At 57.5% G+C, this 25,248-nt stretch carries 25 protein-coding genes; 15 read left to right on the top strand and 10 right to left on the bottom strand.

Annotated elements, in window-relative coordinates; translation table 11 throughout:
- The first annotated feature begins 130 nt into the window (after positions 1 to 130).
- On the top strand, positions 131 to 1,147 hold the full coding sequence (bioB, locus tag CA948_RS11720) for a biotin synthase BioB (RefSeq protein ID WP_094195670.1): 1,017 nt from the start codon (positions 131 to 133) through the stop codon (positions 1,145 to 1,147).
- A gap of 1 nt (position 1,148) precedes the next feature.
- Positions 1,149 to 2,000, top strand: coding sequence for an EamA family transporter (locus tag CA948_RS11725; RefSeq protein ID WP_108728079.1), 852 nt, complete (start codon positions 1,149 to 1,151; stop codon positions 1,998 to 2,000).
- Between the two features lie 213 nt (positions 2,001 to 2,213).
- On the opposite strand, the gene CA948_RS11730 is transcribed toward CA948_RS11725, so the two are convergent.
- The 5 genes from CA948_RS11730 to CA948_RS11750 all read right to left on the bottom strand — a co-directional run bounded on the left by CA948_RS11730 (position 2,214) and on the right by CA948_RS11750 (position 7,839).
- On the bottom strand, positions 2,214 to 3,713 hold the full coding sequence (locus CA948_RS11730; protein WP_108728080.1) for an MFS transporter: 1,500 nt from the start codon (positions 3,711 to 3,713) through the stop codon (positions 2,214 to 2,216).
- Positions 3,714 to 3,877: 164 nt separating this feature from the next.
- Complete coding sequence (locus CA948_RS11735; RefSeq protein ID WP_094195667.1) at positions 3,878 to 4,387, bottom strand: peroxiredoxin; 510 nt, start codon at positions 4,385 to 4,387, stop codon at positions 3,878 to 3,880.
- 391 nt (positions 4,388 to 4,778) lie between these two features.
- The gene (locus CA948_RS11740) at positions 4,779 to 6,104 is read right to left on the bottom strand and encodes a TRAP transporter large permease (protein WP_094195666.1); all 1,326 of its coding nucleotides are present in this window, start codon (positions 6,102 to 6,104) and stop codon (positions 4,779 to 4,781) included.
- On the bottom strand, positions 6,101 to 6,736 hold the full coding sequence (locus CA948_RS11745) for a TRAP transporter small permease (RefSeq protein WP_094195665.1): 636 nt from the start codon (positions 6,734 to 6,736) through the stop codon (positions 6,101 to 6,103). The genes CA948_RS11740 and CA948_RS11745 overlap by 4 nt, the downstream gene beginning before the upstream one ends.
- A 119-nt stretch (positions 6,737 to 6,855) precedes the next feature.
- The gene (locus CA948_RS11750) at positions 6,856 to 7,839 is read right to left on the bottom strand and encodes a TRAP transporter substrate-binding protein (RefSeq protein WP_094195664.1); all 984 of its coding nucleotides are present in this window, start codon (positions 7,837 to 7,839) and stop codon (positions 6,856 to 6,858) included.
- Between the two features lie 115 nt (positions 7,840 to 7,954).
- On the opposite strand from CA948_RS11750, the gene CA948_RS11755 reads away from it, so the two are divergent.
- The 7 genes from CA948_RS11755 (at position 7,955) to CA948_RS11785 (ending at position 13,727) form a co-directional block, all read left to right on the top strand.
- On the top strand, positions 7,955 to 9,925 hold the full coding sequence (locus tag CA948_RS11755) for a PAS domain S-box protein (RefSeq protein ID WP_108728081.1): 1,971 nt from the start codon (positions 7,955 to 7,957) through the stop codon (positions 9,923 to 9,925).
- Positions 9,918 to 10,556 (top strand): response regulator transcription factor, encoded by a 639-nt coding sequence (locus CA948_RS11760; protein ID WP_108728082.1) that lies wholly within the window; start codon positions 9,918 to 9,920, stop codon positions 10,554 to 10,556. Before CA948_RS11755 ends, CA948_RS11760 begins: the two co-directional genes overlap by 8 nt.
- Before the next feature lie 80 nt (positions 10,557 to 10,636).
- On the top strand, positions 10,637 to 11,140 hold the full coding sequence (moaC, locus tag CA948_RS11765; protein WP_108728083.1) for a cyclic pyranopterin monophosphate synthase MoaC: 504 nt from the start codon (positions 10,637 to 10,639) through the stop codon (positions 11,138 to 11,140).
- 19 nt (positions 11,141 to 11,159) lie between these two features.
- Entirely contained in the window at positions 11,160 to 11,417 is a 258-nt protein-coding gene (gene moaD, locus CA948_RS11770; RefSeq protein ID WP_009463873.1) for a molybdopterin converting factor subunit 1, read from the top strand.
- Between the two features lies 1 nt (position 11,418).
- On the top strand, positions 11,419 to 11,898 hold the full coding sequence (locus CA948_RS11775) for a molybdenum cofactor biosynthesis protein MoaE (protein ID WP_094195660.1): 480 nt from the start codon (positions 11,419 to 11,421) through the stop codon (positions 11,896 to 11,898).
- Positions 11,891 to 12,421: a molybdenum cofactor biosynthesis protein B gene (gene moaB, locus CA948_RS11780; protein WP_108728084.1), complete on the top strand. Its 531-nt coding sequence runs from the start codon at positions 11,891 to 11,893 to the stop codon at positions 12,419 to 12,421. Before CA948_RS11775 ends, moaB begins: the two co-directional genes overlap by 8 nt.
- Positions 12,422 to 12,521: 100 nt before the next feature.
- Entirely contained in the window at positions 12,522 to 13,727 is a 1,206-nt protein-coding gene (locus CA948_RS11785; protein ID WP_108728085.1) for a molybdopterin molybdotransferase MoeA, read from the top strand.
- A 53-nt stretch (positions 13,728 to 13,780) separates the two neighbouring features.
- On the opposite strand, the gene CA948_RS11790 is transcribed toward CA948_RS11785, so the two are convergent.
- Positions 13,781 to 14,458, bottom strand: a complete 678-nt coding sequence (locus CA948_RS11790; protein ID WP_108728086.1) for a helix-turn-helix transcriptional regulator — start codon at positions 14,456 to 14,458, stop codon at positions 13,781 to 13,783.
- Positions 14,459 to 14,552: 94 nt separating this feature from the next.
- On the opposite strand from CA948_RS11790, the gene CA948_RS11795 reads away from it, so the two are divergent.
- On the top strand, positions 14,553 to 15,149 hold the full coding sequence (locus tag CA948_RS11795; protein WP_108728087.1) for a hypothetical protein: 597 nt from the start codon (positions 14,553 to 14,555) through the stop codon (positions 15,147 to 15,149).
- Between the two features lie 61 nt (positions 15,150 to 15,210).
- On the opposite strand, the gene mobA is transcribed toward CA948_RS11795, so the two are convergent.
- The 3 genes from mobA to CA948_RS11810 form a co-directional block, all read right to left on the bottom strand.
- Positions 15,211 to 15,810: a molybdenum cofactor guanylyltransferase MobA gene (gene mobA / locus CA948_RS11800; RefSeq protein ID WP_108728088.1), complete on the bottom strand. Its 600-nt coding sequence runs from the start codon at positions 15,808 to 15,810 to the stop codon at positions 15,211 to 15,213.
- A complete protein-coding gene (gene moaA, locus CA948_RS11805; protein WP_159086153.1) occupies positions 15,807 to 16,841 on the bottom strand; it encodes a GTP 3',8-cyclase MoaA in 1,035 nt (344 codons plus the stop codon). Before moaA ends, mobA begins: the two co-directional genes overlap by 4 nt.
- A 284-nt stretch (positions 16,842 to 17,125) precedes the next feature.
- Positions 17,126 to 18,232: a substrate-binding domain-containing protein gene (locus CA948_RS11810; protein ID WP_162496910.1), complete on the bottom strand. Its 1,107-nt coding sequence runs from the start codon at positions 18,230 to 18,232 to the stop codon at positions 17,126 to 17,128.
- 202 nt (positions 18,233 to 18,434) lie between these two features.
- On the opposite strand from CA948_RS11810, the gene CA948_RS11815 reads away from it, so the two are divergent.
- From CA948_RS11815 to CA948_RS11835, 5 genes are read left to right on the top strand one after another with little or no spacing between them, the layout of a single operon-like run.
- The gene (locus tag CA948_RS11815) at positions 18,435 to 18,941 is read left to right on the top strand and encodes a formate dehydrogenase subunit gamma (protein ID WP_094195656.1); all 507 of its coding nucleotides are present in this window, start codon (positions 18,435 to 18,437) and stop codon (positions 18,939 to 18,941) included.
- Positions 18,938 to 20,506, top strand: coding sequence for a formate dehydrogenase beta subunit (locus CA948_RS11820; RefSeq protein WP_108728090.1), 1,569 nt, complete (start codon positions 18,938 to 18,940; stop codon positions 20,504 to 20,506). The genes CA948_RS11815 and CA948_RS11820 overlap by 4 nt, the downstream gene beginning before the upstream one ends.
- A gap of 13 nt (positions 20,507 to 20,519) precedes the next feature.
- The gene (fdhF, locus tag CA948_RS11825; protein ID WP_108728091.1) at positions 20,520 to 23,441 is read left to right on the top strand and encodes a formate dehydrogenase subunit alpha; all 2,922 of its coding nucleotides are present in this window, start codon (positions 20,520 to 20,522) and stop codon (positions 23,439 to 23,441) included.
- A 32-nt stretch (positions 23,442 to 23,473) separates the two neighbouring features.
- Entirely contained in the window at positions 23,474 to 24,340 is an 867-nt protein-coding gene (fdhD, locus tag CA948_RS11830; RefSeq protein ID WP_094195653.1) for a formate dehydrogenase accessory sulfurtransferase FdhD, read from the top strand.
- A complete protein-coding gene (locus tag CA948_RS11835; protein WP_108728092.1) occupies positions 24,337 to 24,588 on the top strand; it encodes a formate dehydrogenase subunit delta in 252 nt (83 codons plus the stop codon). Before fdhD ends, CA948_RS11835 begins: the two co-directional genes overlap by 4 nt.
- A gap of 151 nt (positions 24,589 to 24,739) precedes the next feature.
- Here CA948_RS11835 and CA948_RS11840 read toward each other — a convergent pair whose 3' ends face one another.
- Positions 24,740 to 25,201: a universal stress protein gene (locus tag CA948_RS11840; protein WP_094195651.1), complete on the bottom strand. Its 462-nt coding sequence runs from the start codon at positions 25,199 to 25,201 to the stop codon at positions 24,740 to 24,742.
- Positions 25,202 to 25,248 lie beyond the last annotated feature (47 nt).

Raw genomic sequence — 25,248 nt, forward strand, 5'->3', positions numbered from 1 at the left:
CAATTTCGCTTAATTATCACTGAAAAAAGCCTCTGCAGAGGGAAAGCCGTCACTCCCAAGCAGGGACAGAAGTCGTCTTTCACAGGCAGAGCACCTAGCATAGCCGCGTCACTGAATAAGGTAGCCTGCCATGTCTGTAAATAACCCCGCGCCCTGGACAATTCGTCGCATCATGGAGCTTTACGAACTGCCCTTTATGGATCTCGTATTCCAGGCGCAAAGCGTACATAGACAGCACCACCCCGCCAATCAAATCCAGCTCTCCAGCCTGCTGTCCATCAAGACTGGCGCCTGTCCCGAGGATTGCTCCTACTGCCCGCAATCCTCCAAATACCAGACCGAGCTGGAACCCGAACCCTTGATGCCTCTGGAACAGGTACTGGAGGCGGCCCGCGCGGCCCAGGCACAGGGCGCACAGCGTTTTTGCATGGGTGCCGCCTGGCGTTCCCCTACAGAAAAGCAGTTGGACCAAGTCATTGATATGGTCAGTGCCGTCAAAGCGATGGGGCTGGAAACCTGTGTCACTTTGGGCATGCTGAAAGACGGTCAGGCCGAACGCCTAAAAGAGGCTGGGCTGGATTACTACAATCACAACCTGGACACCTCTCCCGAGTTCTATGGCCAGATCATCAGCACACGCACCTACCAGGACCGCCTGGACACGCTGGAACGCGTACGTGCAGCCGGTTTGAACAGTTGCTGTGGCGGGATCATTGGCATGGGCGAAAGTCGCCGCGAGCGTGCCGGCCTGCTGGCCCAGTTGGCCAATATGCGCCCCTACCCCGAGTCCGTGCCCATCAACCAATTGGTAAAAGTGCCAGGCACACCGCTCGATCAGGTCGATGACCTGGACCCCTTCGAGTTTGTACGCACTATCGCCATTGCACGTATCCTCATGCCCACCAGCGCCGTGCGCCTGTCAGCGGGCCGCGAAACCATGGATGACAGCACACAGGCCCTGTGCTTTATGGCGGGGGCCAATTCCATCTTCTATGGCGAGCAATTGCTGACCACCGGCAACCCGCAGTTTGTAGCGGACCAGGATCTGTTTGCCCGCCTGCAACTGGAAGCGGCCAAAACCACACTGTCCGAACCTCCTTTGTCTTTGGAACAAACCCGTCCACGCGCGATGGTCGAGGCCCTTTAATATGCTCACTTTGATCGCCAGTATTCTGTGCAGTGTTGCTGTTTCCATTCTGCTCAAAGTTGCCCGCCAGCGGCAGATCGATGTCGCCCAGGCCATCATGGTCAACTACGGCGTGGCAGTAACCTTAAGCCTGGTCTTGCTGCAACCACACCCCAGCAGCCTGCTCAATCCCGCCACACCCTGGTGGATTCTGATTGCCTTGGGCGTGCTTTTGCCTAGTGTCTTTCTGTTCATGGCGGCAGCCGTACGCCAGGCCGGTATTGTATTGAGCGATGCCGCCCAACGCCTGTCTCTGTTCATCCCCTTGCTGGCGGCCTTTCTGCTGTTTGGCGAACATCTGGGCGGACAGAAACTATTGGGCATAGGCTTGGCCCTGACCGCCCTGCTGTGCTTGCTGATACGTCCCCACCAAACCAGTAAGCAGGACGCGGGTTCCGGACATCCGGCCCTGATGCTGCTGGCGGTCTGGCTGGGCTATGGCGTGATCGACATCATGTTCAAGCAGCTCTCCAAAGCCGGCGCCGCTTTCTCCAGCAGTCTGGTGGTGTCCTTCTCCTTGGCAGGAGTGCTGATGCTGTGCTGGCTGCTGGCCAAGCGCACCAGTTGGCACAAAGGCAGTCTCTTGGCTGGTCTGGTACTAGGCCTGCTGAACTTCGGAAATATTTTCTTTTACATCCGCGCCCACCAAATCTTCCCGGAAAACCCCACCCTGGTGTTCTCGGCCATGAATATTGGCGTCATTGCCTTGGGGGCCATTGTTGGAGCGGGCTTCTTCAAAGAAAAACTCAGCGCCCTCAATATCGTGGGGGTTGCCCTGGCAATAGGCGCGATCGTGGCCCTGATTCCACGTTAAACAGTCCCAGGCGTATCTCATACACGCCTGCGTAGTGCAGCGCGGCAGCAGGATATTCTGGCTGGCAAGATTGAGCTTGAAGCTAAATTTAACGGGCTTGAATTCCAGATTTAAGATCCGGGCAAAGAAAAAAAACCCAGGCCTGGCCTGGGTTTTTTTGAGTGAATCATGGTCGTAAAGCGCCACGAAAACAGGCTCGATTCTGTCGACTGTTTACGGAGCTGGATCTGACGGTTTCCGCTTGCTCTCTGCCTCTTGCGCACCGCCCGAGCTATCCACATCTGCCGGGTTCCCAGAATCATCCAAGCCTCTGGAACTTCCCGCAACAGGATCAACCCTCTTGTCGTCCTCGGCAAGTGTCGCTTCTACGGCCTCATCCTCCGCCTGGCGCTCTACCGCAGTACTTTCCGTTGTCGCAGGCACGCGCTCCTCAACCGGGGGCAGATCCTCGAACACCGGGTCGTGTGACACGTCAGAACTGATATCGACCCGAGGATCCAATGCCACCGCCGCAGCCGAGCTTTGCAAGCTATCGGGCATAGGCACAAAGTTGGTTGGCGCATCCTGGCTCAAGTGATCGCCCAGCACTTTTTGCGGACGAACCAACAGGACCAGTGCCAAACCACAGGCCGCCACGAAAATGTAGTACAGGTTGCTGCCGATGTAAGTCATCAGGCCGCCGGCAAGCAGCGGTCCCAAACAGGCCCCCAAGCCATACACCATGTACAGGATGGCGCTCAACCCGACCCGCCGCTCTGGGTCCACGTTATCGTTGGCAAACGCCGCCCCCAAGGGGTAGAGCGTAAATTGCAGAATCCCGAACAGCGCGGAAAAAACCAGCAAGAACCAGAACGGTGCCTCGAACCAGCCCCACAAGGGAATAGCCAAGACCAGCAAACAGATTGCATTGATGCGGATGAGCTTGACGCGATTCATGCGATCTGCCAACCAGCCTACCGGCCACTGAGCCAACACCCCGGCTGCCACCGACACCGCAACAAACAAGGCCGCCTGCTCACTACTTAAATGGACACGCACCGCATATACCGGGGCCAGCCCGTAGAAGGCCCCGGTCAACATGCCAGCCACCAGCAGCACCATCAAGGACAAGGGCACGCGGTCTACGTAGTAACGCGCATTAATGGGTGCGGGGACTTGCAAAGGCGGATGACTGCGACGGGTAATCGCCACCGGCACAAGACTGAAGGCCGAACAGATCGCCACAAAAACCAGGGGTTCGTAATTCAGATGCGGGAACAGCGTTAACGACAACTGTCCCAACACCGTGCCCAGACTGGAGAACACCATGTAAATGGCAAAAATTGTACCGCGCTGGCTATTGTCGCTTTGCTCGTTCAGCCAGCTTTCAATACCCATGAACTGCACTACCATCGCTGCGCCCGCCAAAAAACGCAACAGCAGCCAGACATACATGGAGTCGATCAGAATCTGCACCAGCACACAGATGGTGACAATGGCAGCACTGGCGGCGTACGCACGAATATGGCCCACGCCCATGATCAGGCGATGGCCCATACGAGCACCAAATACCAGGCCCAGGTAATACACCGCAATCAGCCCACCAATCCATACCTCTGACACGGAGATGGCCGTCAGGCGCACCCCCATGAAGGTGTTGAATAGGCCCGAGCTGAGCAAGAGCATCAGGGTCGCAAAGTACAGGGACGAAAACGCACCCACCGATGACAGCATTCACACATCCTAAAAAAACAGCAGCACCGTGCTTACTCTGGCTATCCCCCACACTCCAGCCGGGGTGCCACGACAAAAGCACGGTAAAAAAAGCGCCAGCTTGCAGCCAGCGCTTTGTAAGCTTTCACTCCCACGCCTGGCCGGACTGGCGCAGGGTCAGATACTTAAGACTGTACCTGTTTGAGCAGAGTATCTGCATCCGACGTATGCAGGCCTCCGTCGTTCTCAATGTTCAATTGTTTAACAACGCCATCATCGAGCAAGGCGGAAAAACGCTTGGAACGAACGCCCAGACCTTTGGCCGTCAGATCAAACTCCAGACCCAGTTTCTTGGTCCAGACCGCACTGCCGTCAGCCAACAAGCGCACTTTGCCATTGACATTCAGGGACTTACCCCATGCACCCATCACGAAAGCATCGTTCACAGACACGCACCAGATTTCATCCACACCAGCAGCCTTGAACTCATCTGCCTTGGCGACAAAGCCAGGCAAGTGCTGCTCGGAGCAGGTGGGAGTGAAAGCGCCAGGGACGGCAAACACGGCAATTTTCTTGCCTTTAACCAGATCAGCCACCTGAAAGTTATTGGGGCCCATCGGGCAACTTTCTGTGGCGGTTTCAATGTACTCACTAAGGGTCGCGTCTGGAACGCGCTCACCGACTGAAATGGACATAAGGTCTCCGTATGAATAAACACCGCCAGTATGGCGGCCCGATCAAACTATGATACTAATAGACTAGCGTGTCTGATAGACAAATAATACTTATCAGTACGTTTCATTTGCCTACACAGCCAAGAAAAACCATTCAGCGCTGAAAGACAATCAGACCAGCACACGTAGGCAGCAACCTTTGGTGGGTTCTGGAATAAGCCGGTCCCCGCACTCAAAAAAATACAGTCCATACAGCAAAAAAATCTGTCAGCACCAAAACACTCACCCACAAAAAAAGGCCGGGCTTTTTGCCCGGCCTTCCAGGTGATTCACGTTTTACGCCGATTGCATAAAGCCGTACTGCCCCATCATGGGCTCACCTTGCCCTGCTCGCCGATAGCGATCAGGACCTCTACAGCCATCCCATCATGCGGGGCAGCCAAAGCGTAATTCCTGGAATGAAGGTAATCATCAAGAGGAAGGCCAGGCCCGTCAGCAACCACGGCATGGTGGACTTGGTCACTTCGGTCAGGCCCAGCTTCGATATGCTAGACGCCACATACAGATTCAAGCCAACCGGCGGCGTCGCCAGCCCAATCTCCATATTCACCACCATCATGATGCCGAAGTGAACCGGGTCCATGCCCAGCTTCATGGCAACCGGGAACAAAATGGGGGCCATGATCAGGATCAGCCCCGATGGCTCCATGACCATACCGATCACCAGCAACAAGACATTGACGAACAGCAAGAAGGCAATCAGCCCCATCCCTTGCGACACAATCCATTCGGCAATCGCTTGTGGAATCTGCTCGGAGGTCAAAATGAAGGCAAACATGACCGCGTTCGTGATGATGTACAGCAGCATGGCACTCATGGCCGCCGACTCCAGCACAATGCGTTTTACCTCGCGCAGCTTCACATCCTTGTAGACCCAGACCGCAATCACAAAAGCGTACACGGCACTGATGGCGGCGGCTTCGGTCGGCGTGAACACACCGGAGTAAATCCCCCCCATCACAATAACGATCAGCATCAACCCCCAGATGGAATCCATGAAGGCACGCCAGCGCTCTTTGTAAGAAGCACGCGGCATACGGGGGTAGTTCATTTTCCAGGCGCGGAACATGGTGGTCGCACCCAGGGCAAGCGCCAAGATCAAGCCCGGCACCACACCTGCAATAAATAGCTGACCAATCGAGGCGGTGCCTACTTTGGCTCCATCCGGGCCTTCGACCATCATGCCGCTGGTAGCCACCGCGTACATCACCATCACAATTGAAGGTGGCAGCAAGATACCCAGACCACCAGAGGTAGCCACAATGCCGGTTCCGAACTGTGCGGGATAGCCTTGTTTGACCATCGCCGGAATCATGATCGACCCAATGGCCGCCACAGTAGCTGGCGAAGAACCACTGATCGAGGCAAACAAGGCGCAAGCCAGTACCGCTGCCAAGCCCATGCCGCCGGGTAAATGGCCCACCATGGAGGCCGCAAAGCGAATCATGCGCTGCGCGACCCCACCGTGCGTCAGGAAGCTACCGGCCAGAATGAAGAACGGAATCGCCATGATCTCGAACTTCTCGATGCCGGTAAACAGCTTCAGAGCAATACTGTCCATGGGCACGTCTGTCATGGTGAACAGGAACCCCATCACCGTCAGACCCAGGGCAATCGACACGGGCATGCCTGTCAACAGCAGGATAGCCAGCAAGGCAAAAATAATCAGGGCGGTCATGCGCGCGCTCCTTCGGATTCAGACACACCGCGCTCTGTTTCAGCGATCAGATCAGCCGCAGGCTCGTGATGGGGCAACTGGCCAGTCTGAATGAAATTCATCAAGGCTTGCAGGAAACGAAAACACATCAGCAGGGAACCCGCAGGCACCGCCAGGTACACAATCCAGACAGGCACTTCCAGGTCAGCCGACACTTGAGCTGTATGGGCAATGTCGTAGACAAAGCTGCCGCCAATCCAGGCAACCATGGCGGTAAACAAGGCACCGGCGAACAGGGAAATCACCACCAGCAGATGGCGCCAACGCGGCCCTACCGCGTTAACCAGCACGTCCACACCCACGTGGATACCCACGCGTACGCCGTATGCGGCACCAAACTTGGCCATCCAGACAAACAGGTAAATACACAGCTCCTGCGCCCAGAGCAAATTGATGCCAGCCACACTGCGATAGCTTGAACGGGCCATCGCCATCACGGATTCGTAACCCTGAGCCCGCGACCAGGACACCAGATCAGCCAGCATGCTGACCGAGTAACGCTGGCAGACCGCTACGAAAATAATCACCACGGCGGCCACCATGAGAAGCGAGATGAACGCCTCCTCAAAGCGGTCCAGAATACGTAAGAACATGGGTAGCTCCAGACTACAGCGGGCCCACCCGGATCACGGGCAGGCGCGGCGCAGTAGCGGGAAGAAAAACGGAGCAGGTCTGAAACAGACCTGTACAAGATAAGCGGAGAAAACCGACTTTATTCGGTCGCCTTGTAAAAGGCATCGATCACGTCCTGGCCGATACGAGATGCCATTTCCTTATGAACAGGATGCAGTTGCTTGACCCACTCCTGACGCTCGGCATCGCTCAACTGATAGAACTGAGTCTTGCCGGACTCTTGCATAGCCTTCATGGAATCGTTGTTCTCTTGCTCGGCAATATCGTTGGCGTAAACCGTGGCTTCGGCCATGGCCTTTTCCATGCCTTGGCGGATATCGTCAGGCAGACCTTCCCAGAACTTCTTGTTCACAATCACGGCATAGCCCAGATAACCGTGATTGGACACGGTGGCGTGCTTTTGCACTTCATGCATTTTCTGGGTGTACATATTGGACGGCGGGTTCTCGGTGCCATCGACCACACCGGTTTGCAGGGCCTGGTACACCTCAGAGAACGCCATCACCTGAGGCACGGCATCCAGTGCCTTGAACTGAGCTTCCAGAACCTTGGAGGACTGAATACGCATCTTCAGGCCCAGGAAATCGTCCACGCTTTTCAGGGGCGTATTGGCGCTCATGACCTTAAAACCGTTGTCCCAGTAAGCCAGGCCCTTGATGCCCTTGGGCTCCAGTTTGTCCAGCAGCATGCGGCCCACAGGCCCTTCGGTGACCTTACGCAGATCGTTGCGGTCATTGAAGATGAAAGGCAGATCGAACACCTCAAATTCACGTACGCCCAAAGGACCGAACTTGGCCAGCGATGGGGCCAGCATGTGTACCGCGCCCAGTTGCAGGGCTTCAAGCTCTTCCTTGTCTTTGTACAGTTGCGAGTTCGGGTAGACTTCGACAACGACCTTGCCCTCGGTGTATTTTTCGGCCAGTTCCTTAAAGCGCACAGCACCCTTGCCCTTGGGTGTGTCTGGCGACACAACGTGGCTGAACTTGATGATCATGGGGTTGGCCAGAACAGGCGCGGACAAGAATACGGACGCCAGCAAGCTGGCCACAAGGGTCTTTTTCATGTTTGCCTCCGGTCGGTGGGGAACCGACACGTGTTATTGATTGATTTGCTTGAAAGCGTGTAGCTTAAAAAAGCAGTCCCGAATTATCTATTGTGGAAATCCGAAACCTTTTGTCATGATGCGTCTTGCCCGTCCGTCCGGATTCATGCGCCAGGCTGCCTCACGCACCCTGGCCGCCCACCCGATCAGCACCTATGTGCCTATTTTGGCCATTCTGATTATTGTGCTGCTGATGGGCGTGTTTGCCTGGGCAGTCAGCAAGGAGCGCCATGAGGAGCAATCCAACGAGCTGATACGCAATGCCCTGTGGGTGGAGCAGTCCCTGTCCTTTCAATTGCGCTCGCACGAGAACAATTTAAGCCGCATTGCCAGTGAAATTGAAGTTCACTCCCAGCCCGCCACCACCCAGACGGCACTGACACAGTTACAGCACTTCAAAACCATTCACCCCGATCTGCTCAAAGTCGCGGTACAAGATCGCTTTGGCACCACTTTGCTGGTGCGCCCTCCCGGTGCCGACACCCGAATTGCGGCCCACGTCAGCACGCCTCGCACGTCCACCTGGTTACCTGCCTACTACTCCAATGAGCACCAGGAAAGTGTGCTGGATCTGGTGGTGCCCATTTACGAGGACAACGAGATTGTCGGCACCTTGCGCGCCACCTTTTCCCTGGCCACCATTCTGATGGAAAACGTGCCCTGGTGGATCGCCGAGCAGTATCACGTCTCCCTGATCGACCAGGGCGACCAGACGCTGGCCACACGCTCCAAAGGCGAGCCGGGGCAAAGCGAATTACGTTACGCCATGTCGGTAGACCCGCCTTTGCATGGCGTGCGTTTGCTGATGACACCCTATCCGCAAAAAAACATTCCCACCTTCACCTTGCTGCTGACCGTCATTGCCGGTCTGGCTTTACTGGCTGTGGTGAACCTGGCCATGCAACATCACTACGCACGCAAACGCCGTGATGCCGAGCTGGCCTTGAGGCAGGAACAAGCCTTTCGCAGTGCTATCGAGAACTCCATGGTGACCGGCATGCGCGCCCGCGATCTGGACGGCAAGGTGCTGTATGTGAACCCGGCGTTTTGCGAACTGGTCGGGCGCAGCAGCGAAGAAATTATTGGTCTGGCACCGCCCATGCCCTGGTGGGTGCCGGAGATGATGGATGAAACGCTGGAGCGCCGGGACCGCCTGAAGTCCTCCCGCTCCGTGCAGGTCTTTGACACGCTGTTCCAACGTCCGGACGGCTCGCGCGTCGATGTACAGGTCTTTGAATCCCCGCTGATTGACGCCCAGAAACAGCATGTGGGCTGGATCAGTTCCATCATTGACATCAGCTCGCGCAAGCAGGCCGAAGCCCTGGCCAGCTCACAGTCCGAACAATTGCACCACACGGCCAAACTCATCACCATGGGCGAGATGGCCTCCACGCTGGCCCATGAACTGAACCAGCCGCTATCGGCCATTGCCAGCTATGCAGCCGGCTCCCTGAACCTGCTGGGTAATGAACCACTGGATCCGACACTGCTGCGTCGAGGCCTGGAAAGTCTGGCCGAACAAACACGCCGTGCCGGGCAAATCATCCACCGCATTCACGACTTTGTACGTAAACGCGATCCGCAGCTCAGCCCCCTGAATTTGCCCGATGCCTTGCAAGGCGCCTTGGCCATGGCCAAGGCGGGCCTGCGTCATCATCAGATTCAATTGATCGTGCCCTCTCACCCCGAGAACCTGCCCGTGATGGGTGACAAGGTGCTACTGGAACAACTGATTTTCAACCTGCTGCGTAATGCTGCCGAAGCCATGTCCGGCCTGGAGCCGGAACGCCGGGTACTGGAAGTCAGCATGCAGGCCAGCAACGGTGTGGTGCTGGTGATGGTGGCCGACCAAGGCCCCGGTGTAGCAGCGACCATCATGGCCGAGGTGTTCCAGGCCTTTACCACCACCAAAGCTCAGGGCCTGGGCATTGGTCTGAATATTTGTCGCTCCATTGTGGAGCTGCACCATGGCAAACTCTGGTTTGAAAACGGGGTTCCCCACGGTGCCACCTTCCTGTTTTCCTTGCCCTTGATCGAACATGACTAAGCACGCCCCTTTAGTCCACATCGTGGACGACGACCCGGCCATCCGCGATGCCCTGTCCTGGCTCTTTGCTACCCGTCAGGTCAATACCGAACGCTGGGAATGCGGCGAGGCCTTTCTCAATGCGCTTGGCCCCCAAACCCAAGGCTGCATTCTGCTCGACATACGCATGGATGGCCTGTCCGGCCTGGAGGTGTTTGAGCAACTGCGCCAGCGCCAGTCCTGCCTGCCCGTTATTTTTCTGACCGGCCACGGCGACCTGCCCCTGGCCGTGACCGCGCTGAAACAAGGCGCGGCAGATTTCATCGAAAAGCCTTTTAACGATAACGATCTGGTGGACCGCGTGCTGGAGGTGCTGCGCAACTACGAGGCCAGCCAGAAAGCACGAGACCACGAGCAGGCTTTGGAACAACGGCTGGATACCCTGTCTCAGCGCGAACGTGAAGTGTTGGCCCTGGCGCTGGAGGGACGACTGAACAAACAGATTGCCCAGGACCTGAACATCACCATGCGCACGGTGGAGGTACACCGTGCCCGAGCACTGGAAAAGATGCAGGCCCGCACGCTGATCGAGCTGGCCCGACTACTGGACCCAGCCCGCCTGCGGGAAGACCGCAACCCACCGGGGCCTTAGTCAAAGCTACCGGGGCGGGTGTATATAATGCAGCCATAAACTATTAGAACCGCGCACTAGGCCCGGTCCCCGGAGCAATCATGAGCACCACTACCGAAAACACCGATTTGCACCTTTCCCATCTGGATGAAGATGGCAAAGTTCAGATGGTCGATGTCAGCCACAAATCGGCGACATCCCGTTATGCCACTGCCCGCGCCGTGGTACGTTTGAGCCCGGCTGCCTATCAACTGCTGTCAGCCCAGCACAATGCCAAGGGCGAAGTGCTCAACACCGCCCGTGTGGCAGGTGTGCTGGCCGCCAAACGCTGTGCCGAACTGATACCCATGTGCCACAGCCTGCCCCTGGATTTTGTCGGCATTGATTTTGAAAGTGATGCAGCGGCGGGCACCATTGCGGTGCTGGCTACCTGCCGCACCCGCTATACCACTGGCGTTGAGATGGAAGCCATGACGGCCTGCTCCATTGCCGCCCTGACCATTTACGATATGTGCAAAGCGGCCGACAAAGGCATTGTGATTGAACAGACCCGTTTGCTGGAGAAAACCGGCGGCAAAAGCGGGACCTGGACAGCTTTTGCCTAAGCCCTTTCACGGAGATAGCATGACAAGCCCTTTAACATTGCGCGTCCTGTACTTCGCCCAAGTGGCCGAACGCACAGGCCAGCGCCAGGAAAACTGGGAATGGCCCCAGGAAGGCACCGTCCAGCAATGGACTGAGGCCCTGCTGCAACGCCACCCGAATTTGAGCGATATGGCAGGCCGCCTGCATGTGGCGGTGAACCAGTTTCACGCCAAGCCCACCGACCCTGTCCGACCCGGCGATGAAGTGGCTGTATTCGAGCCCGTCACCGGAGGTTGAGATGATTCGCATCCAGACCGAAGATTTTGATGTTGCCACTCTGAACGCCGAACTGCGTACCACGGCTGGCGGCAAGGCCGGTGCCATGGTGACCTTTACCGGCTATGTGCGCGATCAGGTCGATGGCACTGCCACCGAATCCCTGTTCCTGGAACACTACCCTGGCATGTGCGAGCGCGAGATCGAAGCGGTTTGCGATCAGGCCCGCCAACGCTGGCCCATTTTGGATACGCTGGTCGTACACCGTGTGGGCGAACTGCATCTGACCGAACAAATCGTTTATGTTGGCGTGACCAGCGCCCACCGGGGCGATGCTTTTCGTGCCTGCGAATTCATCATGGATGTGCTGAAAACCCGCGCTCCTTTCTGGAAACGCGAAACCCTGGCTGACGGCAAACGTTTCTGGGTACAGCAGCGCGACAGCGACGCCCAGAAAACCGATGCCTGGAATACTTCTGCGGACACCAACAAGCATGTCTAAAGCCAAGAGCGACTTACCCGCTGCCCGATTGAATGTGGCCGTCCTGACAATTTCAGACCGCCGTGGCCCAGATGAAGACACATCCGGCGACTATCTGGCAGCCAGCCTGACGGATAGCGGCCACTACTGCGTACGGAGAGCCATCAGCAAGGACAATATCTACGCCATCCGCGCCCTGCTCAGCCAATGGATTCTGGACCCGGAAATCAACGTCATCATCTGCAATGGCGGTACGGGTTTCAGCCATAAAAAATCCACGATTGCCGCAGTCACGCCTTTGCTCGATCAGGTCATTACCGGCTTTGGCGAACAGTTCCGCTACCTGTCCTATCAGGATATTGGCTCCTCGGCCTTGCAATCCGATGCGCTGGCTGGAACGGCCAACCGGACCTTGTTGTTCTGCATTCCCGGCTCGGGCGGTGCCTGCAAACTAGCCTGGGAAAAAATCCTGAAAGAACAACTGGACAGCCGTCATCGCCCGTGCAATTTTGCCTCTGAATATCTGGAGCCAGCCAAGTCCTGATGCCTGCAAAGGCATGGCAGTGGCTGCTCCGGAACGACCTCCTTTCCACCGTGCTCTGACGCCCTGAGCCACGAATTGTTTTATCGAATTTATCCATCCTATGATCGAATTTGACGTAGCACAGCAAAGGCTGGCCCAGGCAGGGCAAGTTCCCACCCAAATCGAGACCTGCGACTTGTCGCAAGCCTTGGGACGTATTCTGGCCCAGGATATTCACGCCCTGTTGGACATGCCGCCCGCTGACAATAGCGCCATGGACGGCTATGCCCTGCGCTTGGCTGATATTGCCGATGGCAAGGTATTGCCCATTCAGCAACGCTGCTATGCCGGCGATATTCCTGAAACGCTGCAAGAGAACATGGCGATTCGCATCTTTACCGGCAGCATGCTGCCGCCCGGTGCCGATACCGTGGTGATTCAGGAGAACTGCCAGGAAGACGAACAGGGCGTGCGCATTCTGGAAATGCCCGTGGCAGGCGTGAACATCCGCCGCCGTGGTGAAGACATGCGCATCGGTGAGGTGCTGATCACCACAGGCACCAAGCTGACAGCAGCCCATATTGCCCAACTGGCTGCGCAAGGCCACGCTCAGCTACAGGTCTACCCTCGCCTGACAGTGGGCATTCTGACTACAGGTGACGAACTGACCCCCGCCGGTCAGCCCCTGAAAACCGGCCAGATCTACAACTCCAACGCCCCCATGCTGCGTGCACAGCTTCAAGCACTAGGGGTTGAAACAGTCCATGCTGTCCATGCCAAAGACACACTGGAAGCCATTCAGGACGCCCTGAAAGCACTACTGCAACGCTGCGATCTGGTGCTGACCGTAGGCGGTGTCTCGGTCGGTGAAAAGGACTTTGTGAAGCCAGCCATCGAAGGGATAGGCGGTCAGCTAGATCTGTGGAAAGTGCGCATGAAGCCCGGCAAACCGCTGGCACTGGCGTACATAGACAACAAGCCCCTGGTCTGCCTACCCGGCAATCCGGTGTCCTCTTACGCGGTGTTTTCCTTGATGGTGTCACCGCTGATTCGTCGCCTGCAAGGCCGCCATCAAGTACTGCCTGCGATTCGCTACGGCATTTTGCAAGGCGAGCGCCACTTTGAAGGTGACCGCGAAGAGTTCATCCGAGTACAAGTGGATAGCGACGAACAAGGCCGCCTGCTGGCGCGGCCATTCAATAATCAGGGTTCGGGCGTGATCAGCTCCCTGCCCTGGGCGCAGGCACTGGCCCGCATCCCTGCCGACTCCCATGTCTCCCCCGCCGATGTGGTGCGTCTGTACGAATACAGCCAGTGGCAGGCTTGATTTAAGCCTCACAGAGAAAATAGTTTGGGGGCAACAGCCCCCTTACGACACACTCACAGTTTGGCTAAATAGTCCTTAAAGCGTTGCCCGTTCTGCGGACGGAAATGATCATCCATCTCCTTAATCCCGCTAATCCTATCCAGTCGGAAATTCCTAAAATCTTGACGCAGCTCGCACCACGCTGTCAGGAGCCACGCTTCATCGAACAGCGTCAGGCCAAGAGGGTGGACACGTCTGCAGCTAGTGCGATCGCCAAGATCGCAATAGGCAAGCTCCAAGACACGTCGCTCACGAATGGATTTACGCAGAATGCTGCCCCACCTCGTGACTTGCTCCTCACCTAGCTGTGGTCGGCTTACCGCCAAAATTGGGAGGGTCTGAAACCTTTCCCCTCCTTCTTCACCCAGGGCGCTGGCGACTTTACCCGAGACTCGCTGGGCAGCATCCCCCAAGTCCCCACAATCACGAGCAATCACAAGGCGCAAGCCAAGCATGATCGCTTCCATCTCATCAGGGTCAAATTGCAGCGGTGGCAGAAAATAGCCCTTCTCCAATTGATAGCCAAGGCCGGACTCGCCCCGCACAGGCGCACCCATCGCCTGAAGGCTGGCCATATCTCGATAAATAGTACGCGGTGAAACGCCGAACCTCTGTGCGAGTGCCTCGGCAGAAACTGGATAACGAGCACTTCTCAATTGATCCAAGAGGGCAAAAAGCCGAAGAGTTTTCATAAATTATTTTGTACTACACCCCTGACAGAAAATGTCAGGGGCTCTTATTAAACTGAGGCTTCTTCAACACGCCCACTACAAGGAGCCAAACCCTATGGCCAGTCAATGTATCGAAATTGTCACTTATAAGATAGAAAATCCAATCCAGGCCGACCAACAGCGCGACAGCGCACGCCTGCGAGTTTCAACGCTCTCCGGCTTTAAAGGATGGTTACCGCTTACTGATAGCATGGACCAGAGCAAGCGGGCGGATATCGTCCTTTGGGACAATCCCAAAGCAGCTGAAACAGCGGCGCAAATCGTAGGTAAGTCAGACGATTTTGCCGACTTTCGTGTAACGATTACGGAGTTTGGCACGATGGGCCACTATACGACCGCGGCCAATGAAGTCGTTTTAATGCAAACCGGAAGCGGCATCGAAGTTGGCCAATTTCGTTTGCGCCAAGGCTTTAGCGAAGAAGCGTTGCGTGCAGCTCACACCAAAATGGTCAACAAGCACTTGTCCCTACAACCTGGCTGGCTCGGACAGAGGCTGGTTCGTCTACAAGATGGCAGCTTCATGGATATCGCTTTCGCTACGACCGACACCCACGCTCAAAACATTTGTCACAGTTGGGCCGGGAATGCTGACTGCAATACCTTCCTGGATATGATTGAACCGATCAGCATGGAATTTGGGACGCTTATTTAAGCATCGTCCAAGGAGCGCGATCACCGACGTTGGCTAGCCCATTGCTCAATGGAAAGGTGCGCTACCACCCCTGTGCCTGATCCAGATCCTGCGGCGTATTGATATTGAAAAAAGCATGTTCCGGTGCATCGCGAAAGTCCACTGCCACCGCAGCTATGCTTTCCAACCAGCTCATGACGCGGCGTTCACCGCTCAGCAGATACTGTTTCAGGCTAGCAGCCTGATCAGTACGCAGCAGCAGACAAAGAGGATGGCTGCGTTCAGCTTGCGCATAAGCGGCGACAGCGCCCTGCTCTTCCACAGCTTTGATCAAGCGTTTGCCCAGATCCTTTGGCACAAAGGGCAAGTCCACGGGACAGGACAAAGCCCACGGGGTAGAAACCTGATCCAGCACACTGGCCAGACCGGCCAAGGGGCCCAGATAGCCTTCCAGCTCCAGCGCATCGGGCACCACCCGCCCCCAATGGACATACTGTTCAGGATTGCGATTGGCACTGATCAGGATAGTCCCCACCTGCGGGCGCAGGCGACGTACCAGATGCTGAACCAACGGCTGGCCCTGTAAAAGCAGCAAGCCTTTATCGACCTGGCCCGACAAATCAAAACGCCGGGCCTGTCCGCCTGCCAGCACAATACCGCTGATGTCCTGTGTGCTTATCATCCGCCGATGTAACTCATTTCTATACGGTCACGACTCGTGGTGTGCTCACCCCGAATCTCGGAATATCGGTCTTGCCGCCCCGTCCAAACACCGTGCATATAGGCGGCTAACTGGTCGTCGGAAGCACCCGAGCGCAATTGCGCCCGCACATCATAACCTTGAGAGGCAAACAGACACAGAAACAGACGTCCTTCCGGGGAAAGACGCATGCGTGAACAGTCCCCACAGAAGGGTTGCGTCACGCTGGTAATCACGCCCACTTCCCCTGTGCCATCCTTGAAACGCCAGCGGCTGGCTACTTCGCCACGGTATTGGGCCGCTACCGGCTCCAGCGCGAAACGGGACTGGATACGCTCCACAATCTGCGCACCGCTGACGACCTCTTCCAGATTCCAGCCATTGCTGGTGCCCACGTCCATATATTCAATAAAGCGCAAAATCTGGCCGGAGCCTTTAAAGTGCTCGACCATGGGCAGAATCTGATCGTCGTTCAGGCCTTTACGCACCACCATATTGACCTTCACCGGGCTCAAACCTGCCGCCTGCGCCTTGGCAATGCCATCCAGCACGGTGGACACGGACACGCCGCTGTCGCTGAGTTGCGTAAAGCGGGCATCGTCCAAGGCATCCAGGCTGACAGTGACACGATTCAAGCCCGCGTCTTTCAACGCCTGAGCTTTGCGACCCAACAAGGTGCCATTGGTGGTCAAAGTCAGCTCTACCGGCTCACCCTCCGGTGTGCGCAGCTTGGCCAGCATGGCAATCAGCACTTCAATATTTCGACGCAAGAGCGGCTCGCCACCTGTCAGGCGCAGCTTGCGCACGCCCAGGGAAACCGCCTGCCGTGCCACGCGCTCGATCTCTTCAAAGCTGAGCAGGGAAGAATGAGGCAGGAACTCGTAGTCCGTGCCAAACACTTCCCTGGGCATACAGTAGGTACAGCGAAAATTGCACTTGTCGGTCAGAGAAATACGCAGATCGTGAAACGGACGGTGGCGCTTGTCCAGCGGTTGCTCAGACACCGCCGCCATGCGCACGGTAGGGCGGCGCGCAGGTTCAGCAGCACTCGTTTGAACCCCCTGTTCAATGCCTGACGGTACAAGCCCCGATCCAGCAGGCGCCGCGTCAGTCCGCCCCGACGACAAAGCCCCGGCGCCTGGAGGAGCCGCTTTTTGATGTGGCCCGGTCGAACCCCCGCCTTCAGGCGGGGATTCAAACGTTGGCCCATGATCATCGCTCATGGTGTTCTCTTTCGTTCAAGGACAGGGTTGGCCCCGTCTCATGGTGTATGTGTGTTTTCGTCAAGCAAAGGGGTCTAACGCCAGAGCATGTCGGCGGCCTGGCCGAATGCCTGTTCCAGCGTCATGATCTGCCCTAAACCGCGTGGGTCATAACCCACCAGATCTTGCATGAATTGACTATACGCGGAACCGCCAATCACGTTCATCAGTTGCTGCATAGGAGCCTTATCCAGCGCTTCTTGCTCGACCGCGATGAAGTAACGCTCCTGCGCCAGGGGAATAAACTCCAGCCCGCATCGGCTGGCCGCTGTTTCCACACCCAGCCCGGTATCGGCCATGCCACTGGCAACATGGGCCGCCACCGCCATATGCGTCAATTCTGTTGTTTCAAAGCCCAGGACCGCATTCGTGTTTACCCCTAACTGACCCAGCAGCAAGGTGGCCAGAAAGCGGGTGCTGGACCCCATCTGACGGTTCACAAAGCGCACATCGGGCCGTAGCAAATCCGCCATGCCCGTGATGTTCTTGGGGTTGCCCTGTTCCACAAACAGGCCCGTTCGGCGCGTGGACAGGAAAATCAGCCGGTGACGCGCCGGTGACAGCCATTGCCCATAACGGCGCATGGCAGCCACCTCGAACTCGCCTACCGGAACCTGGAAACCGGCCAGGTCGCAGTCCCCACGCTCCAGCGAAGCCAGTGCTTCAATAGCGGTGCGATAGCGCAGTTCCAGCGGCAAGCCCTCGTGTTCGTTGGCAAAGCGCATCAAGCCTTCAATCGCAAATCCGTGACTGGCTTGAAAGCGCAAACGGTCCAGAGGCTGAGCATACAAGCGACCCAGCTCCTCTTCCAGTTCGGAGGCCATGCTCTCCAGGGTCGGCGTCAGACGCGCATCCAGGCGCCGGTTTGCCCATAGCAAACGCTGGGCAAACTCGGTCAGCTTGGTGCCTTTACGCCGGGACGTTTCCAGCAAGGCGGCATCAAACTGTTGTTCGGCATTGCGCAACAAGCCCCAGGCATGTCTGTAAGAAAACTGGCATTCCTTGCTGGCTCCCGCCAAGTGCCCCAGTCGCTCGATGGCACCCAACAGACGCAGCACATCCCCCATGAGGAGTTCCACGCCGTCTGCATTTTCCAGAATCCATTCAGAGCGCAGCCGGGCTTTGAATTTCTGTTTGGTCATGTGTTTTTGTCGACCAGTGTATTTTCGTATTTATGTTTTGTGCTGCATGTACCAAACATTATATATGCGAAATATTGCTTATTGAAGTTATGGACTTAAGTGGTTAGATTACAAGGGAAAACACTGTCAAATAATATGCACGGCTGTGCATAAAAAAACATGGAGGCGCAGGCTCCCTACTCGGGCACCGCGCACACAGGACATGCAAACAACCCCTCATCACCAGGAGCAGGACCAGTCCGGCCTGACGCCTGAAGAGGTCACCTTACAGGCCGTGCAGGAGCACGCCGGCCAGAAAGGTAACCTATTGCCTATTTTGCACACGATTCAGGACCGGATTGCCTGTATTCCCGAGTCCGTGGTGCCGGTGCTGGCCGAACAACTGGCTCTATCCCGGGCGGAAATCCATGGCGTTATCTCTTTTTACGCCCACTTTCGCACCCAGCCTCACGCGACTCATACCCTGGAAATCTGCCGGGCTGAAGCCTGTCAGGCGCGGGGCGGGCTGGAGCTGACGGCTCATGCCCGTCGCCGCCTGAACTGCGACTTCCACGAAAACAGCGACGACGGCCAGTACACACTGGAGCCCGTCTACTGCCTGGGCCTGTGCGCCCAATCCCCCGCTGTCATGCTGGACGGCGTTCCCCATGCCCGCGTCACCCCCGAAAAACTGGACGCCCTGCTAAGCAGCCAGGAGGCCCAGTCATGAGCACCATCACCGTTTACATTCCGCGCGACACTGCGGCGGTCGCCATGGGCGCCCATGAGATTGCCCAGCAACTGGCGGCCCAGGCTCAGGAGCGCGGTCTGGACATACAGATCGTGCGCAATGGCTCACGCGGCTTGCTCTGGCTGGAACCTCTGGTGGAAGTACAAACGGCAGCAGGCCGCGTCGCTTATGGCCCTGTCCAGACTGAAGATTTGCCCGGTCTGTTTGACGCCGGTTTCCTGCAAGGTGGTACACATAAGTTGTGCCACGGCCTGACGGACGCCATCCCCTACCTGAAGAACCAGGAACGCCTGACATTTGCCCGCGTGGGCATTATTGATCCGGTCAGTGTGGCCGATTATCAGGCCTGTGGTGGCTTTGAGGGTTTGAGCAAAGCACTGGCCATGGAGCCGGCCGCTATTGTGAAAGAAGTGACCGACTCCGGCCTGCGTGGTCGTGGCGGTGCGGCTTTCCCCACCGGCATCAAATGGAACACGGTACTGAACACTCCGGCGCAGCAGAAATACATTGTCTGTAATGCCGACGAAGGCGACTCGGGCACCTTCTCTGACCGCATGCTGATGGAAGGCGACCCACTGTGCCTGATTGAAGGCATGACGATTGCCGGTCTGGCCGTGGGCGCAACCTATGGCTACATCTACGTGCGCTCCGAATATCCGCTGGCCGTGCAAGCGCTGAACGAAGCCATTGAGGCAGCGCGCGCGGCGGGCTGGCTGGGCAAGAATATTCAGGGCAGCGGCTACGAGTTCGACCTGGAAGTGCGCAAAGCAGCCGGCGCCTACATCTGTGGCGAAGAAACCGCCCTGCTCGACAGTCTGGAAGGCAAACGCGGCATGGTGCGTGTGAAACCACCTCTGCCCGCCATCAAAGGCTTGTTCGGTCAGCCTACCGTGATCAATAACGTGGTGTCGCTGGCTTCCGTGCCGGTGATTCTGGCCAAGGGCGGTGCTTACTACCAGAACTACGGCATGGGCCGTTCGCGTGGCACCTTGGCGTTCCAGTTGACCGGCAATCTGCAAAACGGTGGCCTGGTGGAAAAAGCCTTTGGCGTCACCTTGCGTGAACTGCTGTACGACTACGGTGGCGGCAGCGCCAGCGGTCGTCCTTTGCGTGCGGTGCAAGTAGGTGGCCCATTGGGTGCCTATCTGCCCGAGCACCAGTGGGATGTCCCGCTGGACTACGAAGCCTACATGAAGATCAATGCCATGGTCGGTCACGGTGGTCTGGTGGCCTTTGACGACACAGTGGACATGGCTCACATGGCGCAGTACGCCATGGAGTTCTGTGCCATCGAATCCTGTGGCAAATGCACGCCCTGTCGCATCGGCTCTACGCGTGGCGTGGAGACCATCCAGAAGATCCGTCGCCGCCAAGACATGGACAACCATGTCGAGCTGCTGCGTGATCTGTGCGACACCATGTTCTCCGGGTCTTTGTGCGCCTTGGGCGGCATGACCCCGTATCCCGTCCTGTCCGCGCTGGAACACTTTCCCCAGGATTTTGGACTGGCCCCGCAAACCGAGCAGGACCTGGCCAAGGTCTAAGACGGAGAACACCATGAAAGAAACAGTCGCCGTACGCGAACGTGACCTGGGCACCCCAGCCTCGACCCAGACCGAGATGGTCAACCTGACCATTGACGGCAAATTGATTGAAGTGCCCGTTGGCACGTCCGTGATGCATGCGGCCGCCTTGGCCGGCATCAATATTCCAAAACTGTGCGCCACCGACTCGCTGGAAGCGTTTGGCTCCTGCCGTCTGTGCCTGGTGGACATTGAAGGCCGTCGCGGCCACCCTGCTTCCTGCACCACCCTGGTGGAAGAAGGCATGGTCGTCCAGACCGAAAACGACACCCTGCACAAGCTGCGCCGCAACGTGATGGAACTGTACATCTCCGATCACCCGCTGGACTGCCTGACCTGTCCTGCCAACGGCAATTGCGAACTGCAGGATATGGCCGGTGTTGTGGGCCTGCGCAGCGTGCGCTATGGCTTTGAGGGTGCCAACCATCTGGACGACACCACCGACAACTCCAACCCCTACTTTGCCTACGACTCCAGCAAGTGCATTGTCTGCAACCGCTGTGTGCGCGCCTGTGAGGAAGTTCAGGGCACCTTTGCACTGACCATCGACAAGCGCGGTTTTGAGTCGCGCGTCACCGCCGGCCAGAACGACGATTTCCTGGGCAGCGACTGCGTGTCCTGTGGTGCTTGTGTCCAGGCCTGCCCGACATCCTCCCTGATGGAAAAATCCGTTATCGATCTGGGCCAGCCCGAGCACGCCGTCATCACCACCTGCGCCTATTGCGGTGTCGGTTGCGGCTTCAAGGCCGAGATGAAGGGCGACAAGGTCATTCGCATGACCCCCTGGAAAGACGGCAAGGCCAACCGTGGCCACGCCTGCGTGAAAGGCCGTTTTGCCTGGGGTTACGCCACTCACCAGGACCGTATCCTGAACCCCATGATACGCAAGAGCATTACCGATCCCTGGCAGGAAGTGTCGTGGGACGAGGCCATCAATTACGCCGCGTCCGAGTTCCGTCGCATTCAGGATCAGCACGGTCGTGACGCCGTGGGCGGTATTACGTCCTCGCGTTGCACCAACGAAGAAACCTATCTGGTGCAAAAGCTGGTTCGCGCCGCCTTTGGTACCAATAACGTGGACACCTGCGCCCGCGTGTGTCACTCCCCTACCGGCTACGGCCTGAAGATGACCCTGGGTGAGTCCGCCGGTACACAAACCTTTGACTCGGTGATGCACACCGACGTGGTGATCGTGATGGGTGCCAACCCCAGCGCCGCCCACCCCGTGTTTGCATCGCGCCTGAAACGCCGCCTGCGCCAAGGTGCGCGCCTGATCGTGATCGACCCGCGCCAGACCGAACTGGTCAGCTCACCACACATCCAGGCCGACTACCACCTGCCCCTGCGCCCCGGCACCAACACCGCCATACTGACTGCCATGGCCCACGTTATCGTCACCGAAAATCTGGTGAACGAAACCTATGTGGCCGAGCGCTGCGATACTGCTGCCTTCAATGAATGGCGCAGCTTTGTCAGCCAGCCCCAGAACTCGCCAGAAGCCATGGCCGAGATTTGCGGCGTGTCCGCCGAGGACATCCGTGGCGCAGCCCGTCTGTACGCCACCGGCGGCAACGGCTCGATTTACTACGGCCTGGGCGTGACTGAACACAGCCAAGGTTCCACCACCGTGATGGCCATTGCCAATCTGGCCATGGCCACCGGCAACGTGGGCCGCGAAGGCGTGGGTGTGAACCCGCTGCGTGGTCAGAACAACGTGCAAGGCTCCTGCGATATGGGTTCCTTCCCGCACGAATTCCCTGGCTACCGTCACGTCTCCGACACCAGCGTACGTCAGCAGTTTGAAGAAGCCTGGGGCGTGTCCCTGCAATCCGAACCCGGCCTGCGCATTCCCAATATGTTTGAGGCCGCCTTGAGTGGCAGCTTCAAGGGGCTGTACTGCCAGGGCGAGGACATTGTTCAATCCGACCCGAACACCCAGCACGTAGCCGCCGCCATGGCCGCCATGGAATGTGTGGTAGTGCAGGATCTGTTCCTGAACGAAACCGCCAAATACGCTCACGTATTCCTGCCCGGTTCGTCCTTCCTGGAAAAAGACGGCACCTTCACCAACGCCGAGCGTCGTATTTCGCGCGTACGCAAAGTGATGGAACCCAAGGCAGGCATGGCCGACTGGGAAGTCACCTGCGCCCTGGCCCGTGCGCTGGGCTACCCCATGAGCTACGAGCATCCCGGCCAGATCATGGACGAGATCGCCCGCCTGACACCGACCTTTACCGGCGTGTCCTACGATCGCATTCAGGAACTGGGTGGCAGCGTGCAATGGCCTTGCAACGAGCAAGCGCCTGAAGGCACCCCCACCATGCACATTGACGAGTTCGTGCGCGGCAAAGGCCGCTTTATGCTGACCCAGTATGTGCCTACCGAAGAGCGCAGCAGCCGCAAGTTCCCCTTGCTGCTGACGACCGGCCGCATCCTGTCGCAATACAACGTGGGCGCACAAACCCGCCGTACCGACAACGTGGCCTGGCATGCCGAAGACTTGCTGGAAATTCACCCGGTGGATGCTGAAGATCGTGGCATTCGTAGTGGCGACAAAGTTTCGGTCAAGAGCCGTGCGGGCGAGACTGCCTTGCGTGCGACGGTGACCGAACGGGTACAACCTGGGGTGGTCTATACTACTTTCCACTTTCCCGAGTCGGGCGCCAACGTGGTCACCACCAACAACTCGGACTGGGCAACCAACTGCCCCGAGTACAAGGTGACGGCCGTGCAAATTCAGCGCGTGACCTCCGAGTCGGCCTGGCAAAATCGCTGGAACCGTTTCCACGATATTCAGCAACGTCTCCTGCAAGGCGAGACCGTCCCGGCCGAGGATTTGGCCCAGGCGGATCATAGCCACTCGCATGAGCCTGCCGAGGCCGTCGCGAAAGTATGATGCGTCTAAACAGGCCCTAAGGAGTTGCCCACGTGAGCCAGGCAGATTTTCGTGATGCCAGCGCCCCTGCCACCGTATGGCGGCAGGCGCGTACCCCAGCGCAAACACAAGCGGACACCCTGCCCCAAGAGGATCAGGATGCGCTGGCGCGCGAACAGGCCGTTGCCCTGGAATTCAACGGCATCAGCCATAGTGCCTTGTTGTGCAGCCCCAGCGATCTGGAGGATCTGGCTTACGGATTTTCCATGACCGAGGGCATCATCCGTACGGCTGACGATATACGCGGCGTGGATGTGCTGGAAGGCGAGCGCGGAAGTTTGCTGCAAATCGAAATTGCCAGCGCTTGCCAGCATCAGCTCAAGGCGCGTCGCCGTCAGCTCGCTGGCCGTACGGGCTGTGGCCTGTGTGGTCTGGAAAGCCTGGACGAGGTACGCCGCCAGCTACCCCGTCTGGACGCCCCTGAGCACAGCCCCGATGCCACCGCCATCTTCCAGGCGCTGGATGCCTTGCGCTCCAGCCAGCCTTTGCATCGCCTGACAGGGGCTACCCACGCCGCTGCCTGGTGCAATCTGCAAGGCGATATCCTGGCCGTGCGTGAGGACGTAGGCCGCCACAACGCGCTGGACAAGCTGCTGGGCCACATGCTTCGCAATGATATTGATCCCCGCTCTGGCATGGTGCTGATCTCCAGCCGTGCCAGCTTCGAGATGGTCCAGAAAGCCGCTGCCATGGGCATCAACTTTGTGGTGGCGGTCTCCGCCCCCACCGCCTATGCCGTGCAGATTGCTGATGAACTGGGTGTCATGCTGGCCGCCTTTGCCCGTGACCGCAGCTTCACGCTGTACAGCCATCCCCACTACCTGAATTCTGCCGAGTCCCGCTCGGCCACATCACCATGAATATTGTTCCTTTGATTCCCATGGCCAACCAGATCGGCCAGTTCTTTGAAACCCTGAGCAATCGGGAGCAAGGCCTGCGCGAGATTGCGGAACATATCCAGAAATTCTGGGACCCGCGCATGCGTCGTTCCCTGCTGGACTTTGTAGAGCAAAATCCCAGCGGCAAAAGCGAAGACGGCGAGCTTTTGCCTATTGTCTTGCAGGCGGTCGTCGCCCATAAACAGCAGTTGGAGCCACGCAGCTATTAAAGTGGGCGGCTCTGGCGTTCCTGAAGATCGGCCACCGCGAACAGCACGCCTCAAGAGCCAACGAACCCAGTTACGGTCAGCCACTGCCAGACTCACCGCAGACACAAAAAAACCCGCCTAAGCGGGTTTTTTCTTTGGGCTAAAACACGAATTAATCGTGCTCTTTAACGCGATACACCAGCACCGTGTTCTTGGCCATATTCAGCACTTTGATGGTTACGCTACCCAACAACAGGCGGGACAGACCACTACGGCCATGACTACCGATAAAGATCAGATCGCAGCCTTCTTGCTCGGCAACCTGCACAATACCATCGGCCACGTTAAAGTTGGACACGGATTTACCGGTTGCCTTCACACCGGCAGTTTCGGCACGGTCCAGAATCTGTTGCAGGTATTTCTGCGACTGTTCTTTGGCGGTCTTGTCGTAGTCTTCGTCGGTAATGGCATAGGCAGCAGCCATACCATCAAAACCAACGGTGGCCGCAAAAGGCTGCGTCACGTGCAAAGCCAGAACCTCGGCACCCATTTGACGGGCAAAGGTCACGCCTTTATTGGCAGCTTGGGAAGAGAGCTCGGAACCGTCAGTTGGAATCAGAATTTTCTTGAACATGGCATAACCCCTTTGAATGGAGACAGATAGCTTACCGCTGCATACCG

Source organism: Alcaligenes aquatilis (genome assembly GCF_003076515.1).
Classification (GTDB): Bacteria; Pseudomonadota; Gammaproteobacteria; order Burkholderiales; family Burkholderiaceae_B; genus Alcaligenes; species Alcaligenes aquatilis.

Excerpts from the sequence above, each read along its gene's own strand:
- bioB (WP_094195670.1), top strand. The coding sequence starts at position 131 with ATGTCTGTAAATAACCCCGCGCCCTGGACAATTCGTCGCATCATGGAG.
- CA948_RS11725 (WP_108728079.1), top strand. The coding sequence starts at position 1,149 with ATGCTCACTTTGATCGCCAGTATTCTGTGCAGTGTTGCTGTTTCCATT.
- CA948_RS11730 (WP_108728080.1), bottom strand. The coding sequence starts at position 3,713 with ATGCTGTCATCGGTGGGTGCGTTTTCGTCCCTGTACTTTGCGACCCTG.
- CA948_RS11735 (WP_094195667.1), bottom strand. The coding sequence starts at position 4,387 with ATGTCCATTTCAGTCGGTGAGCGCGTTCCAGACGCGACCCTTAGTGAG.
- CA948_RS11740 (WP_094195666.1), bottom strand. The coding sequence starts at position 6,104 with ATGACCGCCCTGATTATTTTTGCCTTGCTGGCTATCCTGCTGTTGACA.
- CA948_RS11745 (WP_094195665.1), bottom strand. The coding sequence starts at position 6,736 with ATGTTCTTACGTATTCTGGACCGCTTTGAGGAGGCGTTCATCTCGCTT.
- CA948_RS11750 (WP_094195664.1), bottom strand. The coding sequence starts at position 7,839 with ATGAAAAAGACCCTTGTGGCCAGCTTGCTGGCGTCCGTATTCTTGTCC.
- CA948_RS11755 (WP_108728081.1), top strand. The coding sequence starts at position 7,955 with ATGATGCGTCTTGCCCGTCCGTCCGGATTCATGCGCCAGGCTGCCTCA.
- CA948_RS11760 (WP_108728082.1), top strand. The coding sequence starts at position 9,918 with ATGACTAAGCACGCCCCTTTAGTCCACATCGTGGACGACGACCCGGCC.
- moaC (WP_108728083.1), top strand. The coding sequence starts at position 10,637 with ATGAGCACCACTACCGAAAACACCGATTTGCACCTTTCCCATCTGGAT.
- moaD (WP_009463873.1), top strand. The coding sequence starts at position 11,160 with ATGACAAGCCCTTTAACATTGCGCGTCCTGTACTTCGCCCAAGTGGCC.
- CA948_RS11775 (WP_094195660.1), top strand. The coding sequence starts at position 11,419 with ATGATTCGCATCCAGACCGAAGATTTTGATGTTGCCACTCTGAACGCC.
- moaB (WP_108728084.1), top strand. The coding sequence starts at position 11,891 with ATGTCTAAAGCCAAGAGCGACTTACCCGCTGCCCGATTGAATGTGGCC.
- CA948_RS11785 (WP_108728085.1), top strand. The coding sequence starts at position 12,522 with ATGATCGAATTTGACGTAGCACAGCAAAGGCTGGCCCAGGCAGGGCAA.
- CA948_RS11790 (WP_108728086.1), bottom strand. The coding sequence starts at position 14,458 with ATGAAAACTCTTCGGCTTTTTGCCCTCTTGGATCAATTGAGAAGTGCT.
- CA948_RS11795 (WP_108728087.1), top strand. The coding sequence starts at position 14,553 with ATGGCCAGTCAATGTATCGAAATTGTCACTTATAAGATAGAAAATCCA.
- mobA (WP_108728088.1), bottom strand. The coding sequence starts at position 15,810 with ATGATAAGCACACAGGACATCAGCGGTATTGTGCTGGCAGGCGGACAG.
- moaA (WP_159086153.1), bottom strand. The coding sequence starts at position 16,841 with ATGGCGGCGGTGTCTGAGCAACCGCTGGACAAGCGCCACCGTCCGTTT.
- CA948_RS11810 (WP_162496910.1), bottom strand. The coding sequence starts at position 18,232 with ATGACCAAACAGAAATTCAAAGCCCGGCTGCGCTCTGAATGGATTCTG.
- CA948_RS11815 (WP_094195656.1), top strand. The coding sequence starts at position 18,435 with ATGCAAACAACCCCTCATCACCAGGAGCAGGACCAGTCCGGCCTGACG.
- CA948_RS11820 (WP_108728090.1), top strand. The coding sequence starts at position 18,938 with ATGAGCACCATCACCGTTTACATTCCGCGCGACACTGCGGCGGTCGCC.
- fdhF (WP_108728091.1), top strand. The coding sequence starts at position 20,520 with ATGAAAGAAACAGTCGCCGTACGCGAACGTGACCTGGGCACCCCAGCC.
- CA948_RS11835 (WP_108728092.1), top strand. The coding sequence starts at position 24,337 with ATGAATATTGTTCCTTTGATTCCCATGGCCAACCAGATCGGCCAGTTC.
- CA948_RS11840 (WP_094195651.1), bottom strand. The coding sequence starts at position 25,201 with ATGTTCAAGAAAATTCTGATTCCAACTGACGGTTCCGAGCTCTCTTCC.